Origin of the sequence: Sphingobacterium bambusae, from assembly GCF_033955345.1 — a bacterium.
Taxonomy (GTDB): Bacteria; Bacteroidota; Bacteroidia; order Sphingobacteriales; family Sphingobacteriaceae; genus Sphingobacterium; species Sphingobacterium bambusae.
Genome location: NZ_CP138332.1, coordinates 4,345,545 through 4,361,893, shown reverse-complemented (window position 1 = coordinate 4,361,893; position 16,349 = coordinate 4,345,545). Strand labels below are relative to the sequence as shown.

Genomic DNA, 16,349 nt, shown 5'->3' with positions numbered 1-16,349 from the left:
ATCGATACAACAAGCTGTCTATCAACAAAAAAAAGGCTGTCATCTTTTTTGACAGCCTCTCCGTTTTACAACGTTAGGTTAATAATGAACACTAATATCTGAGGTTAATCCTTACCGTTGCTATAGTTCAAAAATAAACAAGGTTAAGCAGGATATTTTACGGTAAACCGTAAGGAATTATTCAATTACCTTAAATAAGCTTCAACTCTTTGCAGTGCGCAACGAGTTGCTCATTTTTGGTGAAGCCGAAGACATCCTTCATAAGATTTAATCGCTTCTCGATGCTGCTTAGGCTGGAGGGCCGGATTTCGCGTTGCCGCAGATACTCGGGCATCTCCTTTTGCGAAATGCCTTCATACAACAGCTTAATAATGTGCATATCAAACTGGGTGAACTCATGCGAATTTCGCTCCTGCACGATCTTCTGAATATCCGGAGACTGATACAATCTATTTTGAAAGGCAGCCTGGATAGCCTCCCGCAGGTGTTGGCCACCACGACGTGCTTTGACAACATGTCCGTCGAGCAAACCGGCTTTAAACATCTCATTGATGGTGGTAGACCTATCCTTTCCAGTAAAGACAATCGTCTTGATCTCGGGCTGTATTTCTTTCACAGCCTTAATCAACGCTAGCCCATCAGAGATCTCCTGTACGTTGCCGTCAGCCTCAAATTCAATATCGGTAATCAATAGATCATACGGTTCGCCATCGCGAATGGCATTCTTGATCCAATTGAAGGCGTGATCGCAATAGTAGACATATTTCGGATTTTCGACCCCGAGATCGCGAAGGGTGATCTGTACCGCAATATTTTCGGTATCATGATCTTCGGCAATGAGTACTTTTTTAAACATACATTAGTTATCTTTTAGAGTAATGGGATACTGGCCGTTACGCGTAGCCCTTCTCCCGGTTCACTGACAAAAGTAATGTTGCCACCAAGGCTTTCTATACGGGAAACCGTATTAGACAAACCTTTTCCACTAGTTTTTTTCGCAGGCAAGCCCTGACCGTTATCATTGTAATAGATATGCAGCTGTCCGTCCACTCTTTCAAAACGTATCAGCACTTGATCCGCCTGACTATGCTTGCGCATATTGACCATAAGTTCTTGCAACACGTGCTTGATCTCCTCTTTGGCTCGCTTACCCACAGCTTCCCATTGCTCGCCATCATTGCCCACGATTAGTATGCGTCGGTTATCATGCGCAAAAGACTTGAGTAGGGCTGCTATTTCTTCATGATAGGCTATCTTGGTGATGGTCTGCTGCTCCACATCGTGGGAAATATCGCGAGACTGGTTGTACATATAATCCAGCTTATCGAGCATCCCCTCCCGATCAATATCCTCTTTATATTCAAACTCGGTCATGACGCGGTAAAGGCCATTAGCCACTACATCGTGGATTTTCTTGGACAGATGAAGCTGCGTTTCTTTAACCCGGTTCTGGGCCTCCAGCTCTAGCCGTTGTTTTCGCTTTTTATACCACAGAACACCGCCGATACTAAGAAACAGGAAAACGATGGAAAGACCAATAAGACGATTGGTTTTCTCGGCATTGTCCTTTTGCAGGCGTAGATTGTCGGCCTTGTTTTTTTCAACTTCATAGCGGATCAAGGCGAATTGGTTTTTAGCGGCAGCGCGAGCTTGTTGGATGCTGTCAGTGAGATATGTGTATCTCTCAAAATAGCGCTTTGATTCTTCCGTCGGACTAAGTACAACCAACCTATACAACGCTTTAATCTGGTCATCTGGATTATGCAATGTTTTAACAATATCATATTGTTGCCGAGCGTAGTACAAAGCAGAGTCTGCTTGATTGTTAGCATAATAATCTGCAAGATGAGCAAAACTGGCGTTCTGCCCCAGACGATCGCCTAGGCGCTGACGGATATGTAGCGCTGTTAAAAAATCGGGAACCGCATTAAAAGTACTATCCTTTTGCCATTGTGCCTTCGCAAAATTTGAAGTGACGCGCGCATATTCCTTCGGATTATTTCTAGTTTGTTGCAGTAAGCGACGATATACCTCGAATGCTTCTTTATAGCGATGCAAATATTGGTAGGTTACCGCTAAATTGTTTTCGATAGCTACACCGATTGTCGTATCTGGAGAGAAAGCTAAAGCCTTTTCATAAAAATCTATGGCTCTTCCATAATCTTTCAAATTATATGTAGCGTTGGCAAGAGCATTATAGTTTGAGCCTAAATAGGGATGGTGTTTCTCATTGCTTTCATCTAAATAATCTAATGCTTTAAGCGATAATTCCTGCGAGCCAAAATAATCACCAAGGTCTTTCCCGATAATAGCCATAGCGATATAACAATTGGCAACATTTATACTATCATTCGATTCAATAAATACATCTTTGGCTTTGCTGAAATAAAAGAAAGCACTATCATGCATGTCCTTCGCATGAAATTCGTAGGCCATGTCAGAGAAAGCATCCTGAGATGAAAGAACTTTTGGCACTTCCTTCTTTGAGCAAGAAACAAGGATAAAAACAAAGAAATAGTATAAATATGGTTTCAAGTTGGTTTTTTTCTTCAAAAATAATAGAAACACGATATAATTCAAAAATTACAACAAATAAAAAAGGCAGCTCGCGCTGCCTTCCTATTATATATGCTTCTCATTAGGGCTTAGGTGGACGTGGAGGAAGTGGTGTAGTTGTCTCACCACCATCGCCATTTGTATTGGACGCCTGCACGGTTGGCTGTCCCGGATTACCGCAAGTACCTGTCGACTGACCACCTTGACCAAATAAAAGTGCAAAAATTAAATACCACATAATTCAAAAAATTAAAAGTGAAAATCTTAGTAGGTCCGCGTGCTCCGTGCACGGGATTGCTACAAATGTTTTCAGAAGGCCTTCTGAATTTTTTGGGAAGTGGGAGTGTCAATCGCGGGAGGCAGAAGCTGCTTCCCAAACCGGCTAAAGACTACCGCGAGATCTTCTCATTGTGAAATCAGTTTCGTATATTAGCCTCATAAACTAATCGACTATCATCTGACTTCGAAAACAAAGTTATGGCGGATAAAACCTTTCAAACCAAACGGTTCCGAAAGGTCTAAAAAGTCTGATAAGATTCCGATGATACCGATTATTCCGATGTATTAACTGTGTGCTATCTTACGGGATTCCGTAAATTCCGATATAGGTTTAGCTTATTTTTGATGCCATGCCAGCGACATTTACCGAATTTAAAAATGGGGTTTTAGCCCTTTATGAAACAAAAAGAAGCAGAAATGAATTGGATGACTTGCTCGCCAATCCCACCCCTGCTAATCTAAGAGACTATTGCTTAGTTAGAGTATCCGAAGGACTGTCTAAGACAGATACGGAAGTTTTGCAAAAATTCTTTGATCCATATAAACGAGCGAAAAATATAGAAGAAGCTATCTCGACCTTCAACACTGGATCACTTAAAGCACTACAGAAATTTACCCTCAGCAAAACACAAAACCCAGAGGATCGCATAGTCAAATTGTTAGCAATATTAGTAGACTACCAACCAAGACCTTTTCAGAACAATTACATTGACAAACCCTGTAATGTTGATGACGAGAGCAGTATAGAAAATGTAGAATCGACAGGTAAAGAAAATCCAAAAATAGATCCAACCACAGAGGTAAATAAAGATTTAAATATTGGCACAACGACTGCAAGAGATATAAATGAAGAAGTCGAAGTGGACGCTGAAGAAATAAACTCCGCAGCAACAAACCCTGAAAATATGAGGCGAAGGAAGTTCTTCCTACCTTATCTTTCAAAACTGCGTTTAAACAACAAAATCATCCTATTTGGTACCTTAAGTATTATTCTCGTTTTAATTGTTTGGAATGTTACTTATTTACGCTCGGAAGACTGCATGTGTTGGAATGGGGAAAGATATGTGGAAGTGAACTGTGCGGATAAGACGCAGCGGTATCAAATAATTGGGCTAAACAAACAGCAATTGGATTACTTTGAGCGGATACAAAGAAAAGATACCTTGAGTGTAGCCGATGTCGGTCGGGTTTGGTATTCGAAAATCGATAATGAGGTGGAGTTTTTTACGCAACCGGGCTTGCATCCTGTCAACTTTGGCCGTTCGTTGAAACTTGCTACCGAACATATCATTAATAAGTATGCGGGGAAAAACGCAAATACATTAGAGGATAAAAGCAAGAACAGCACTGTGGAATAGACGAAGAAGCATATTTACCCTCTAAAGTTCGACCCGCTACGGGGTCGCTTATCCAAATGCAACGTAGTGCTATAGGCATGTGATCCCGATGGGATCAACGGTAAGATTGACAAAGGTATTGCGTAATGGGTATTGTACAGTGCGATAGGAATAGCGGTGAATGATAAGATTACCGCTATCAGCTTGTCACTGTAACAACACATCACCCAGCCACCATCCCGCTCACCCCCTTCCGCCGTTCGCCACGGCAGGGCATCACTTTTGAAGGGCAAAAGTAATCAAAACCCTTCGTCTCCTTCAGGTGCTTTGTCGCACAGGTCCGCCCCACACAAAGCCAAATGTTTTGTAAAGCTGAACTAACGTCTTAATCGCTTTGGATGCGATTAAGAAATAATTTCTAGGCTTTGTCCTCACCTCCAAACCCCAAAACATTTCCTTTGCTCCCCAGCACAGGGAAGGAGACTGAAAAGCTCCGTGAAACGAGGATCGTATACTATTGGTAATCGATCGCTATAAATCGTCACTTTGTAACCTAGTCACCGTGTCACTACTGGTATTGGGATAAGGGTAGCGCTGATCGTTTGTTTCTACCGCACCTGCCCAATATTAACAGCAAGGTCGCCTTATTTTTGTTGCGTCTGTACACATTTGCCTTTGCACTACCCCACAAAGATGCAACAAAAATTCGCGACAGGGTTTTGTTTACTTTTGCCCCACAAAAGTATCGCCCACGTCCCGGGCTTAGGGATTCGATAGTATGTAGTAGTGAGTACAGAGTATGTAGATAAGGATGGTGGTAAAGTATAAAATTACCGCCATCAATTCATCACTTTGTCACTTCATCACCTTGTCACGATCAGCAAAACAACTGCGGCCGAGGTGATAAAATATCGGCCGCAATCATAGAACTAGTATTTCAATAGGTGGACTACAAATTATTCCTTAAATATCCTTGGAAGGTATCCTGAAATTGCAGCCCATTATCCACCCGATACTTGCTTAATTTATTGAAGAGCGTTAATCCCCAAAGCACAAATTCGCTCAAGAAATAAATATCTTCCTGCGGCGTATCAGGCTGGTATTTGGCGATCAGCTGTTGCAAGGGCTCTACTTGTAATAAAGCCGTTTGATAAGCGGCATCGGTAAGCTCATCCGGCAATTGAATTCCCTCTGCATCGGCAAACCAACGGATGATATCATCGTAAGGATAGCGCTCGTTTTCGCGTTCCAGCTTTTCGATCTTGGGGAACAGCGTAGGGAACAAACTTTTGACGGCACCTTCGATCAGCGTGATGGCCACTGTGGAAGCCCCCTCCTGCTCGCCCTCGTAGAGCAGCTCTACCTTGCCCGTGATGGCAGGGATGATGCCGAGGAAGTCGCCGAGGCGCACCGCCGTGTGGCTATCGCCATTGCGCAGCATGCGTAACTCGGCCGTGCTCAACAGATTTTGGAAGGCAGTGATACCCATGCGGGCGCTGACACCACTTTTAGCGTCGATAAACTCGCTCTGTCGTGCCTCAAAGCTTATTTGCTCGAGGATATCTCGCGCCAGCTCAGGCACATAGATATGTGCTTTCTGCGCCTCATCTAGCCCAGCCTCCTGCTGCGTGATAGTTTTGGCGACCTCCACCGAACGCGGGTAGTGCGTCAAGATTTGCGAACCTATGCGGTCTTTCAGCGGTGTGACAATACTACCCCGATTGGTGTAATCTTCCGGATTGGCGGTGAAGACAAACTGCAGGTCGAGCGGCAGGCGCAGCTTGAAGCCGCGAATCTGAATATCGCCCTCCTGCAAGATGTTGAACAGCGCCACCTGAATGCGCGCCTGCAGATCGGGCAGCTCGTTGATAACGAAAATCGACCGGTTGGCTCGCGGGATCATGCCAAAGTGAATCACCCGATCGTCGGCATAGCTGAGTCGTAGATTGGCCGCCTTGATGGGATCCACGTCGCCGATCAGGTCGGCCACGGTTACATCTGGCGTCGCCAGCTTCTCGGCAAAGCGCTCACTGCGGTGCAACCAACTGATGGGCGTGCTGTCGCCCTGCTCTTGCAGCAGCTCCACGGCGTAACGCGAAATGGGATGGAAAGGATCGTCATTGATCTCCGAGCCCTCCACCACGGGAATATACTCGTCTAACAGGTTGACCATAAGTCGCGCCAAGCGCGTTTTCGCCTGCCCACGAAGTCCCAGTAGGTTGATGTTGTGCTTAGACAAGATAGCCCGCTCGAGCTCGGGGATAACCGTATCTTCATAGCCATGCACGCCCTCGAAAACCGTTTCGCCCTTGCTAATCTTCGCGATAAGGTTTTGGCGCAGTTCTTCTTTGATGCTTAGGGAAGTGTATCCCGCTGCTTTTAGCTCGCCGAAAGTCTTGATTGTTGTATAATTCATTTTTTATATTCTATTTTAAGGCATCGCAACAGCAGCATGTGCGCAGGTATTGGATGCGAAAATGTATGTTATCGTAACGAATAATATGGCCTAATGCGCCCCTTAGCGGATACGTTTCTTGCGGTTGTCTTCGTAATCGGCGAAGATCATCTCGCCGAGGTTGCCTAGTCCAGTATAATAAGCCTTACCCCTATTAGACTCCGTAAACTCATCGACAAACTCCTGCAAGTAGGGGTCGGAAGTGATCATAAACGTGGTGATAGGAATACCCAACTTACGCGCCTGCGCCGCCATACTGTAGCACTTGCTGGTGATAAAGGGATCAAGGCCCATCGGATTTTTGTAGTAACTGCCATCCGGCATGTTGAGGCAGCTAGGCTTTCCATCCGTGATCATAAAGATCTGCTTGTTGGCATGACGCTTGCGCCGCAAAATATCCAAGGCCAGCTGCACGCCCGCCACCGTGTTGGTGTGGAATGGGCCTACCTGCAGGTAGGGAAGATCGTGGATGGCAATAGGCCAGGCGTCATTGCCGAAGACAATGACATCTAGCGAATCTTTGGGGTAGCGCGTAAGGATAAGCTCGGACAGCGCCATGGCCACCTTCTTGGCCGGCGTGATGCGATCTTCACCATACAAGATCATGCTATGGCTGATATCGATCATGAGTACGGTGCTCATCTGCGACTTAAACTGCGTATCTTCCACCACCAGATCGTTCTCCGAAAGGCTGAAATCGCCCAAACCATGGTTCACCTGTGCATTTTTGAGGCTTTCGGTCATGGCAATCTTGTCGAGGTTGTCGCCATACTGATAGCTGCGCAGATCGCCGGTGCTCTCATCGCTGCTTCCACTATGCTTGGTCTTGTGATTACCGGCATTGCCTTTGCGCATCTTACCGAAAATTTGCTCGAGCGCGCTTTGACGCAACGCCTTTTCCAACTTCGAGCTGATATCCACGCCGCCGGTACCGTCGGGCTGCAAACGCTCCTTGATGTAACCTTTGCTTTTGAGGTCCTCTATAAAATCGTCAATGGTATAGTCTGGAGTCGTTAACTTAAACTCCCGATCCAGCTGCCGCAACCAATCGATCGCTTCGTCGAAATCGCCCGACGTATGGGTGATAAGCTCCATAAAGATGTCGAACAACTTATCAAAAGGCGTTTGGAAAGGCTCTTCATATTGTTTAAAGACAAAGCCTTTATTTCTTTCCGCTTTTTTCATCTATTCAATTTTTGGTTGATGACCGCGTCAGGTAAACGATAGCAGCCGCTGCCAAGGTCTGCGATCGCACGCTTGGACTGCTGACCGAGGTCAATGCTTGACCTGCGCTTCCTGACCGTTTAATAAGCTAAATGTACGATATAATAATCCTTCTTTCGTCGGCGCAATGTAAGTATATGCTTCCTAGAGGAGCAATGAAGCCCAAATGCAAAGGCAATTACTGCTGCAAAACTTTTTTTTCAAACAGACATACTATAGCCATATCTCCTTACGTTATATAGGTAATTCATAATTTAGGTTAATAATAATTGGTTAGTTAGTTAAAATCCTGATGCTCCCCGCTTCAGGATTTTTTTGTTTTGGTGTTATCAGTGACATGGTGATAAGGTGACATGGAGATGAAGTGACGATTGATTGCGGTGATCTTCGGACTTACTGCAATTTTTGTCTACATACTCTGTACTCACTACTATGTACTACCTAGTCCCTAAGCCCGGGACGAGGGCGATACTTTTGTGGGGCAAAAGTATCCAAAACCCTGTCGCGAATTTTCGTTGCATCCTTATTGGACAGTGGAGAGGCAAGTTTCTACAGACGCAACAAAAATAAGGCGACTTTGCTGTTAATACTGGGCAGGTGCGATGATTGTAATGTTTGTGAGTTTAGCGACGAGATGATAAGGTGACATAGTGACGAAGATCACAGCGATAACTTTAGATTTTACCGCGATCCTTGTCTACATACTCTGTACTAAGTACTATTGAAATCGCGATAAAAAACCTTTACTTAAAGATCCCCGTTTAACGTATCTCTTCCAGTCTCCTTCCACGTGCTGGGAAACAGAGAACATGTTTGGGGAATCGAGCGATGGACAAAGACTAGAAATCATGTCGGAATCGCATCCAAAGCGATTTCGACGTTATTTCAGCTTTGCCAAACATTTTCTTTGGGTGCGCTGGACTTGTGCGACAAAGCACCTGAAGGAGACAAAGGCTTTTGAGTACTTTTGGCCTTCAAAAGTGCTGCCATGCCGCGGCGAGCGGCGAAAAGGTTTGAGGGTAGGATAGTAACAAGGCGATATGCTTACAAAGTGATGATTGATGGCGGTAATCTGCAGCATCGGAAAGTACACTAAAACATGACCTCGATCATGTTAAAATAGGTTAAATCGATGGTCGAAATTAGGACGATAGACTGAACATCCCTACCTTTGAGTATTCATAATTTAGGTTAATAATTGGTTAGTTAGTTAAAAATCCTGAAGCTCCCCGCTTCAGGATTTTTTTGTTTTGGTGATGCAGCGATAAGCTCACATGGTGATGAAGTGACGAGCCGATGCCGATAATCTAGATCACTCTTGGTCTCGACTACTCCCCTTCTTCCTTGGATCAAATGTCTTCTTGATATATTGGACCAGTGAAGGATCGCTATGCCCCTCCATATCGCTGAGTTCGAGTTCTAGCGCTTTGTTGCTAAGCTGTATCTCCACAAAGGAGATGAGCAACGACACCGCGAAGAAGAGCAAGCTGAGGGCAAAGCAAACCTCGGCAAGCAGCACACTTTCTAGGTAAATGCCATACATACACACGATGCAGGTGATAAAGCTTAGCACACCCATCCCCTGCATATGCCGCAACAGCTTAAGCCGATAGCGTAAGTTCCCTATCTGTCCGTGCAGCACGCCTTCTTTATTGTGCTCTAGGTATTTCGCATGTAAGCTGCGCACGAGCGCCGCCAAAGCCAAAAAGCGATTGGTGTAAGCAAGCATAATTAAACTAATAGCAGGAAAAAGCAGCGCTGCAGTGTTGTAGGTGATCATAGGCAGAACAGTAACATCTTAAAATCTTTAGCCCATCGGCTATTCCCAAACATACAAAACATCTAGGGAAGCGCAAAACCATACGCGGTCAATCTTGAACAAAAAGAGGCCTCCACAGCTGATGATGTTGGAGACCTCTTTGGTAATATAGACAAACCTAAGATCTGTTAATAACCTGGATTTTGCGTTAGATTAGGGTTAACGGCAATCTGCTGACTAGGGATTGGGTATACCAATGTTTTGGGATCCGGATCAGCTGCCTTCTCTTGCCAAGCTTCCAAGAATTTACCAAAACGGATCAAATCTTGTCGGCGCCAACCCTCCCAGTAAAGTTCACGAGCACGCTCATCCAACAAGTTGTCTAGTGTTAAAGATGTTAAATCGGCAACACCGCGGTTCGTGCGTATGCTGTTGACCAGCGCAAGGGCGTCTGCCGGCGCCCCAGTACCACCACGCAGGATGGCTTCTGCCCGCATCAGCAACACATCGGAATAGCGAAACACCACCCAGTCGTTGTTGCGCTGTCCGGTGACGGCATAATCAAAGGCATATTTCATTGGACGTATGCCCGCCACTTCCAAGGTAGCGCCGGAAGTACGGATGGTCACCTCTCGCGTGAACGACAAAGGTGCGTTGGAAGGATTTCTAGCCATCAACGGACGGTTGGTACTCCAATTGTACTGCTGCCCCACAAAGAAGCCTACGTTCTGCCGACGAAAATTGCGCAACCTATTTCCAGTAGTATCGGCAGGGTAATTATAGTAAATACCGCGTCGCTCATCATCCGCCGTAAATTTATCGTAGTAGTCGGATAAGGTACACCAGCCGTTCCATCCGCCCGGAGTCATGTTGTAGTGCGCAACCGTGTTCCAGGTACGATCAACGGCACCGCCACGCTCACCATTTTGGTTGAACAGCGTAAAGATATTTTCCGTCGACTTCACATTGTTATCCGGTGCAAAGTTATCAAAATAACGTCCAGCGGCAGACACCGTATACTGCGCAGAACTGCTAATCTGCCCTGCCAGCGTGATAACCTGATTCATATCTTCTTGCGCAAAGCTAGGCGATTGCCTATTTAAGAAAGCACCTTTATTAAGATAAATCTTCATCAACAAGGTACGTGCGGCATTTCTGTTGGCTACGTAGGCCGCCGTGGGTCCATTCTCCGGTAGCGCATTCATAATCTCGGTCAACTCGGCCACCAAAAAGTCAATAGCTTCCTGCGGTTGCAGCGTAGTAGGTGGTATACGGAAATCCTCCGCGGATTCGCCCTCGCGATAAGGAACCACACCATAGAGATCCAACAAGTCAAACATCACCAATGCACGAATAAATCGCGCCTCCGCAGCCTGCTGCGGACTAGGGTTAAAGCGGAGCACGTTGCCCGCATTGTAAATGGCTGTACCCAAACTCACAAAGGTATTGTTCATATAACCGTTGTCGGCATTCCAAGTATGGAGATGGATGGCACGGTGCATACCATTATCATCCCAGTCGCCCCCACGTGTGGGTGCCATGGCCGCATCGGTAGACACCTCCTGCATCACCCAGCGCTGTTCCTGCTGGTAGGGAACGTTCAAAGACGTATAGGCATTAATCAATAAGGATGCCGCCCCGACGTTGCCTTCTTCGGTTTCCTCCAGTTCGCTTCGAAAGTTCTCCTCGAGCTTGGTGCAGGAAGCTGCGGTCAATACAAACCCGCCAGCAATTGTTAAATATATAAATGATCGTAATTTCATCTTTCTGTTTTTTTGTGTTCAATTAGTTGCTGTTCATCGACCCCATTATAGTGCAAAGTTTACCCCAAGCAGGAAGTTTCTTGATGGTGGATAAGGCAAATACTCGATACCCAGCGAAGGGATACCGTTTGTTGCCCCATCAGTATTAACCTCCGGATCAAAACCAGTATACTTAGTGATGATAAAGAGATTTTGGCCCGTTAAAGAAACGTTGACATTTTTAAGTGTTTTGCCAAGATTGCCCACATTATAGCTAAGCGTCAAATTGGCCAATTTGAGGTAATCGCCTTTTTCCAGATAACGGGTAGATGGTGCCGATGAATTGGATGTAGACTCCTGTACTGAAGTATCAAAGAAGTTTGATCCGATGTTCCGTGTGGAAAGATTACTCACCCCAAGCACGGTCGCGGCAGTATTGTTGAACAGGTAATGCCCCATAGCGCCATTCATATTGGCCGCCAAAGAGATCTTCTTATAATTTACGTTGGTGGAAATGCCCAGCAGCGTGGTAGGATTTGGACTATTGGCGTAGAATTTATTCTGTGCCGGATCGTTAGCGCTGCTGATGCTGCCGTCCAAACCACGGTACATACTCATCCCTGTTTGCGGGTCGATGCCTTCATATTGAGCCAAGTACCATACGTTCAAAGGCTGACCGTTGACCATGCGCTGGCCTAGTACGCCTGAGAAACCTTGACCACGTAGCGCGCCAGTCTCGTAGTATCCCACTAATCCACTCACACTATTTTTCAAGAAAGTGACGTTTCCTGTTAAATCCCAATTCCAAGTATCATTGCGAACGAGCGTTCCGGTTAAAGCTACCTCCACCCCTCTGTTTTCAATTTCCCCATCAAGATTCACCCAGATACGGCCAGCTGGAGCAGGCTGAGCGAGCGTCTGCTCAAACAAAGCATCTGTGGTCTTTTTACTGAAAAAGTCTACCGATCCATACAATCGATTGTTTAAGATAGCAAAGTCGATACCTGCGTTAATCGTTGTGGAGGTCTCCCAACGTAGATCAGGGTTTCCAAAGTTGGTTTGATTGGTACTTTGGTTGTCGAACACATAACGAGGCAACGATGCTCCCGAAGGGAACTCTTGGTTACCCGTTCTACCCCAGCCCAAGCGCACTTTCAATTGGCTGAACAAATCGCTGGATTTCAAGAATTCTTCCTCGGCTACATTCCAAGCTAATGCGAGCGAAGGGAACATGGCGTATCTATTGTTTTCCCCAAACTTGGTAGAACCATCACGACGCACGGTTGCGGTGAGCAAGTAACGATTTAAGTAGTTAACACCGCCACGAGCAAAGAACGATTGCAGCTCGTTTGTAGGGCTTCTATACGACCCAATTTCACGACGGGCGACAGGTGAATACTGCAGGTAATCGAAATAGTCTAACCCAAGAAAATCGAACCCACCGCCAAAGGATACATTTGTGCGGTAGTCATAGCTCAGGTATTCGTAACCGATGAGGGCATTCACGTTCCAATCGTCATTGATCTGCTTATTATAAGAGAGCGTATGTGTCAGCTGTAGATTGGTTTCAGAGTTGCCTGATAGAAAAGCCTGCTCATCTTGCACCAAGGCAGGATCGATAAGCCCTGCACGGTACATACCTTGGCGGCTACCAGTTTGACGCATGGCGCTATAGATCATACGGTACTCTAAATCGTCCGTAATTTTATAATAAGGAGAAACGTTTACCACCATCGTATTGGTCGTTGCAAGATCTTTGAACGCATCGATGGAAGTCAATGGATTTCGCACGGTAGGGCTTACAAAGGTCGGATTCCCCTGCGCATCGCGGATGGCCAAGGTAGGATTCCACTGTAAAGCTTGTGAAATGACATTCCCTTCCGAACCCACCATCGCATTGATCGGTGCATAGCGAGTGTCTAGCTGTGTAAGAAATAAGGCGAGATCTAAGCCCAGTCGTTTGTTTTCTAAGAAACGGAAATTTCCGGTCAGGTTGCCGGTATATTTCTTCAAGTGGGATCCGGTGATGACCCCATTTTGATTGAGATAGCCTCCAGACAGGCGGTATTTCCCATTTTCGGTTCCTCCCGTCACATCGCCATAATAGTTTTGCGTAACGGCTTGCCGGGTGATGGCGCGAAAGGCATCTTCATTGCCACCAAAATCTGCGTTGGCAACCTCGCTCGGCGTGTAATAGTTGAGCGCTTCGCGAAAACGCGCTGCACTTAACACCTGTGGATATTCGCGCATGCCCGAAACACCGGCAGATGCACCGATAGAAACCTTAGGCTCGCCCGGTGTTCCTTTTTTTGTACTGATAATAACAACACCGTTAGCACCACGTGAACCGTAGATTGCCGTCGCTGATGCATCCTTTAGGATATCCATACTGGTGATATCGCTAGGATTTAAGTAGGTCAAAGGATTTCCACGGTCGGAAGAAAAGCCGCCGCGCCCTTCAGGCAAGGGCGAATTTCCAGACATAGGCACCCCATCTAACACGAACAAGGGATTGTTACTGGCGCGGATAGACGAATTACCGCGAATACGCACGGTCACTGATCCTCCCGGTTGCCCAGTGTTGTTGATCACCATAACACCCGGTGTCTTTCCCTGAATCAGCTGATCGGGGCTGGTCATGATACCCTTGTTAAAGTTCTTTTCGGCAATGGTGACCATCGCGCCAGTGAGATCTTTCTTACGAGCGGTACCGTATCCCACGACTACAACCTCGTCCAAGTCTTGATCCGAATTGGGTTGCAATTGGATATCAACACGCGCACCTGCAATAGGCACTTCTTTTAAGGCGTAGCCGATAAACGTAGCCTCTAAGGCGAGCGCTGTAGCCGGTACCTCAAGGGTATAAGCACCGCTTTCATCAGTCGTGGTAGCAACAGTCGTACCTTTGACTTTTACAGTAGCACCTGCAAGTGGGCTTCCTGTTTCGTCTACCACGGTTCCGGTTATGCTTCTTTGCTGCGCAAAGAGAAACGAGGATACCAGTAGCAACGCTAGCGTTATAACGCTTTGTACAAGTAATTTTTGTTTCATACTAGTTTTAAAATTGATGATTTTGATGGATGTAAATCTATTGCCAAAGGAAGCATGCCTAGCAGATGACGAATAAAAAACAAGTCGCTGCGAAGCCTCGGCTTTGCGCATAGGACACTGCATTTTTGGACTGTCATGTTGTTGATTAGACATACGTTTATATTTGGTTGCAATACGTTATATAAAATTCTGCAAAACTCCCGTTGAACAGTAATCACAGCGTATCAATTTTATATCACAGCGTATCAAAAAAGATACCTTCTTGCAAACAGCCTCTTTCAATTTCGGAAGAAATGCTTTGCAACAAAATGCCCTCTATTGCACCGCAGGCTAGGATAACACGCATAATAACGCACGAAAAGACAATAATAGCACCGTTTGGCACAGTAATAGCTGCTGCGTACTTGCGTGTGATAACATTGTTTGAAGCAGGTCGTATTCACGACCTCAGACATAGACAATCATACCATGCTAACCCATTTATGATAGGTATCTCCGAGTGAGGAACGAGATGCACTATAATATAAATCGGCTAACTATAAACTAAACAGGATAAACAAAAATTATTATGAGCTTATTTCACGTCAAGACGGATGTCAACCTATTGTTGTCCGAGACATTTTACGAACAGCGCAAACTTGCGCAAGTTAAACGCATCGATTACACACTCACCCTTCCCCGAATTAACCTCACAACCGTCATTAACAGCGATACCTTTCGAGCGGTTTTTACCGAGCTTATACAGCAAGCGCTAGAACAGGCCGAGAGTCAGGTTGTAGTGGAGCTACTTCCCTTCCGTAGTGACGATTGGCACTTTCACATTGCCGTAAGGACCGACGGAAAAAGCAAGTGGCCACCATCTATTACGAAGAAATTTGCGCAACAGAGCGATAGCGATGAACAACAAGCGTATAGTCCTTCGACGCAGGACACGAGCGGCTGGTCTATTCCCCATCGTTACCAAAACTACCAAGCTATAGCGAGCGAGGAAGAGGATATACAATGTCTAACCATCGTTATCCCTATCGTAGCCGAAGGCAGCGGGAAAACTATGTTAGAAGACCGACATGACAGCAATTGGTTTAAAAACGATGAAAACAAAAAGGAGCATGACAAACCAGTGCTACTCTTGGTAGCAAACGACATGGAAATACGGGCAGCGTTAATTAAAATTCTAAAAGCGGACTACAGGATACAGCATGCACAACATGGCAAGGAGGCTCTCGATTTATTGACAAGGCAAGAGATCCACCTCGTCATCACAGAAATTGCCCTGCCACTGATGGATGGTATGAGCCTGTGTAGACACATGAAAGCAAAAGCTTTTCACAGCCATATCCCCGTGGTATTTCTTGTGGAACAGCATGCCACGGCAAACAAAATGCAGGGACTGCTAAGTGGTGCAGATGCTTACGTGGAAAAACCTTTTTCTTCTAACTTACTAGCGGCACAAATCGATAATTTACTTGCGAACAGAAGGATCATGCAGAATTATGTATCTAACACGCTGCGTTCCTATCCCAAAAACATACCGCAGCAAACCAGTCATAGTGATTTTATGAAGCGCCTGCAGCTTGTACTATATACCCACATATCGGACAATGAGCTTAGCATAGACGAGCTGGCCAAACAAATGAACATGAGCCGACCAACCCTTTTTCGCAAAGTCAAAAAATACTCGGATATGACACCAAATGAGCTGATCCATATCACGAAGCTAAACAAAGCAGCCGAGCTCCTTGCGCAGCAACGATACAATATTACGCAAGTGGCAAATATGGTTGGCTATAGCGGGCAGTCTAATTTTTCCAGAGACTTCCATAAGCATTTTGGAACGCCGCCAAGTATATATAGCTTGGGAATCGAGAAGCGACACGATGTAGCATAAAAAAAAGCGGTCTATTGTTACTGGAGCAATAGACCGCTTTTTTGCACTTTTTATTGAA

10 protein-coding genes are annotated in these 16,349 nt (G+C 45.7%); 2 read left to right on the top strand and 8 right to left on the bottom strand.

Annotated features, from left to right (window positions below):
* Window positions 1–190: 190 nt before the first annotated feature.
* The 3 genes from SCB77_RS18145 to SCB77_RS18135 form a co-directional block, all read right to left on the bottom strand.
* Window positions 191–856 (bottom strand): response regulator, encoded by a 666-nt coding sequence (locus SCB77_RS18145; RefSeq protein WP_320183411.1) that lies wholly within the window; start codon window positions 854–856, stop codon window positions 191–193.
* 14 nt (window positions 857–870) lie between these two features.
* Complete coding sequence (locus SCB77_RS18140; RefSeq protein WP_320183410.1) at window positions 871–2,535, bottom strand: tetratricopeptide repeat-containing sensor histidine kinase; 1,665 nt, start codon at window positions 2,533–2,535, stop codon at window positions 871–873.
* 103 nt (window positions 2,536–2,638) lie between these two features.
* Window positions 2,639–2,794 carry a hypothetical protein gene (locus SCB77_RS18135; RefSeq protein WP_320183409.1) on the bottom strand — a complete coding sequence of 52 codons (156 nt, stop codon included), beginning with the start codon at window positions 2,792–2,794 and terminating at the stop codon, window positions 2,639–2,641.
* 391 nt (window positions 2,795–3,185) lie between these two features.
* On the opposite strand from SCB77_RS18135, the gene SCB77_RS18130 reads away from it, so the two are divergent.
* On the top strand, window positions 3,186–4,193 hold the full coding sequence (locus SCB77_RS18130; RefSeq protein ID WP_320183408.1) for a hypothetical protein: 1,008 nt from the start codon (window positions 3,186–3,188) through the stop codon (window positions 4,191–4,193).
* Between the two features lie 928 nt (window positions 4,194–5,121).
* On the opposite strand, the gene SCB77_RS18125 is transcribed toward SCB77_RS18130, so the two are convergent.
* The 5 genes from SCB77_RS18125 to SCB77_RS18105 all read right to left on the bottom strand — a co-directional run bounded on the left by SCB77_RS18125 (window position 5,122) and on the right by SCB77_RS18105 (window position 14,403).
* Window positions 5,122–6,588, bottom strand: coding sequence for a magnesium chelatase (locus tag SCB77_RS18125; protein WP_320183407.1), 1,467 nt, complete (start codon window positions 6,586–6,588; stop codon window positions 5,122–5,124).
* 102 nt (window positions 6,589–6,690) lie between these two features.
* Window positions 6,691–7,812, bottom strand: a complete 1,122-nt coding sequence (locus SCB77_RS18120; RefSeq protein ID WP_320183406.1) for a vWA domain-containing protein — start codon at window positions 7,810–7,812, stop codon at window positions 6,691–6,693.
* Window positions 7,813–9,163: 1,351 nt separating this feature from the next.
* Entirely contained in the window at window positions 9,164–9,631 is a 468-nt protein-coding gene (locus SCB77_RS18115; RefSeq protein WP_320183405.1) for a DUF2721 domain-containing protein, read from the bottom strand.
* Window positions 9,632–9,798: 167 nt separating this feature from the next.
* Window positions 9,799–11,373 (bottom strand): RagB/SusD family nutrient uptake outer membrane protein, encoded by a 1,575-nt coding sequence (locus SCB77_RS18110; protein ID WP_320183404.1) that lies wholly within the window; start codon window positions 11,371–11,373, stop codon window positions 9,799–9,801.
* A 45-nt stretch (window positions 11,374–11,418) separates the two neighbouring features.
* Window positions 11,419–14,403, bottom strand: a complete 2,985-nt coding sequence (locus SCB77_RS18105) for a SusC/RagA family TonB-linked outer membrane protein (RefSeq protein ID WP_320183403.1) — start codon at window positions 14,401–14,403, stop codon at window positions 11,419–11,421.
* 568 nt (window positions 14,404–14,971) lie between these two features.
* Here SCB77_RS18105 and SCB77_RS18100 point away from each other — a divergent pair.
* Window positions 14,972–16,291: a response regulator transcription factor gene (locus tag SCB77_RS18100; protein WP_320183402.1), complete on the top strand. Its 1,320-nt coding sequence runs from the start codon at window positions 14,972–14,974 to the stop codon at window positions 16,289–16,291.
* The last annotated feature ends 58 nt before the right edge of the window (window positions 16,292–16,349 follow it).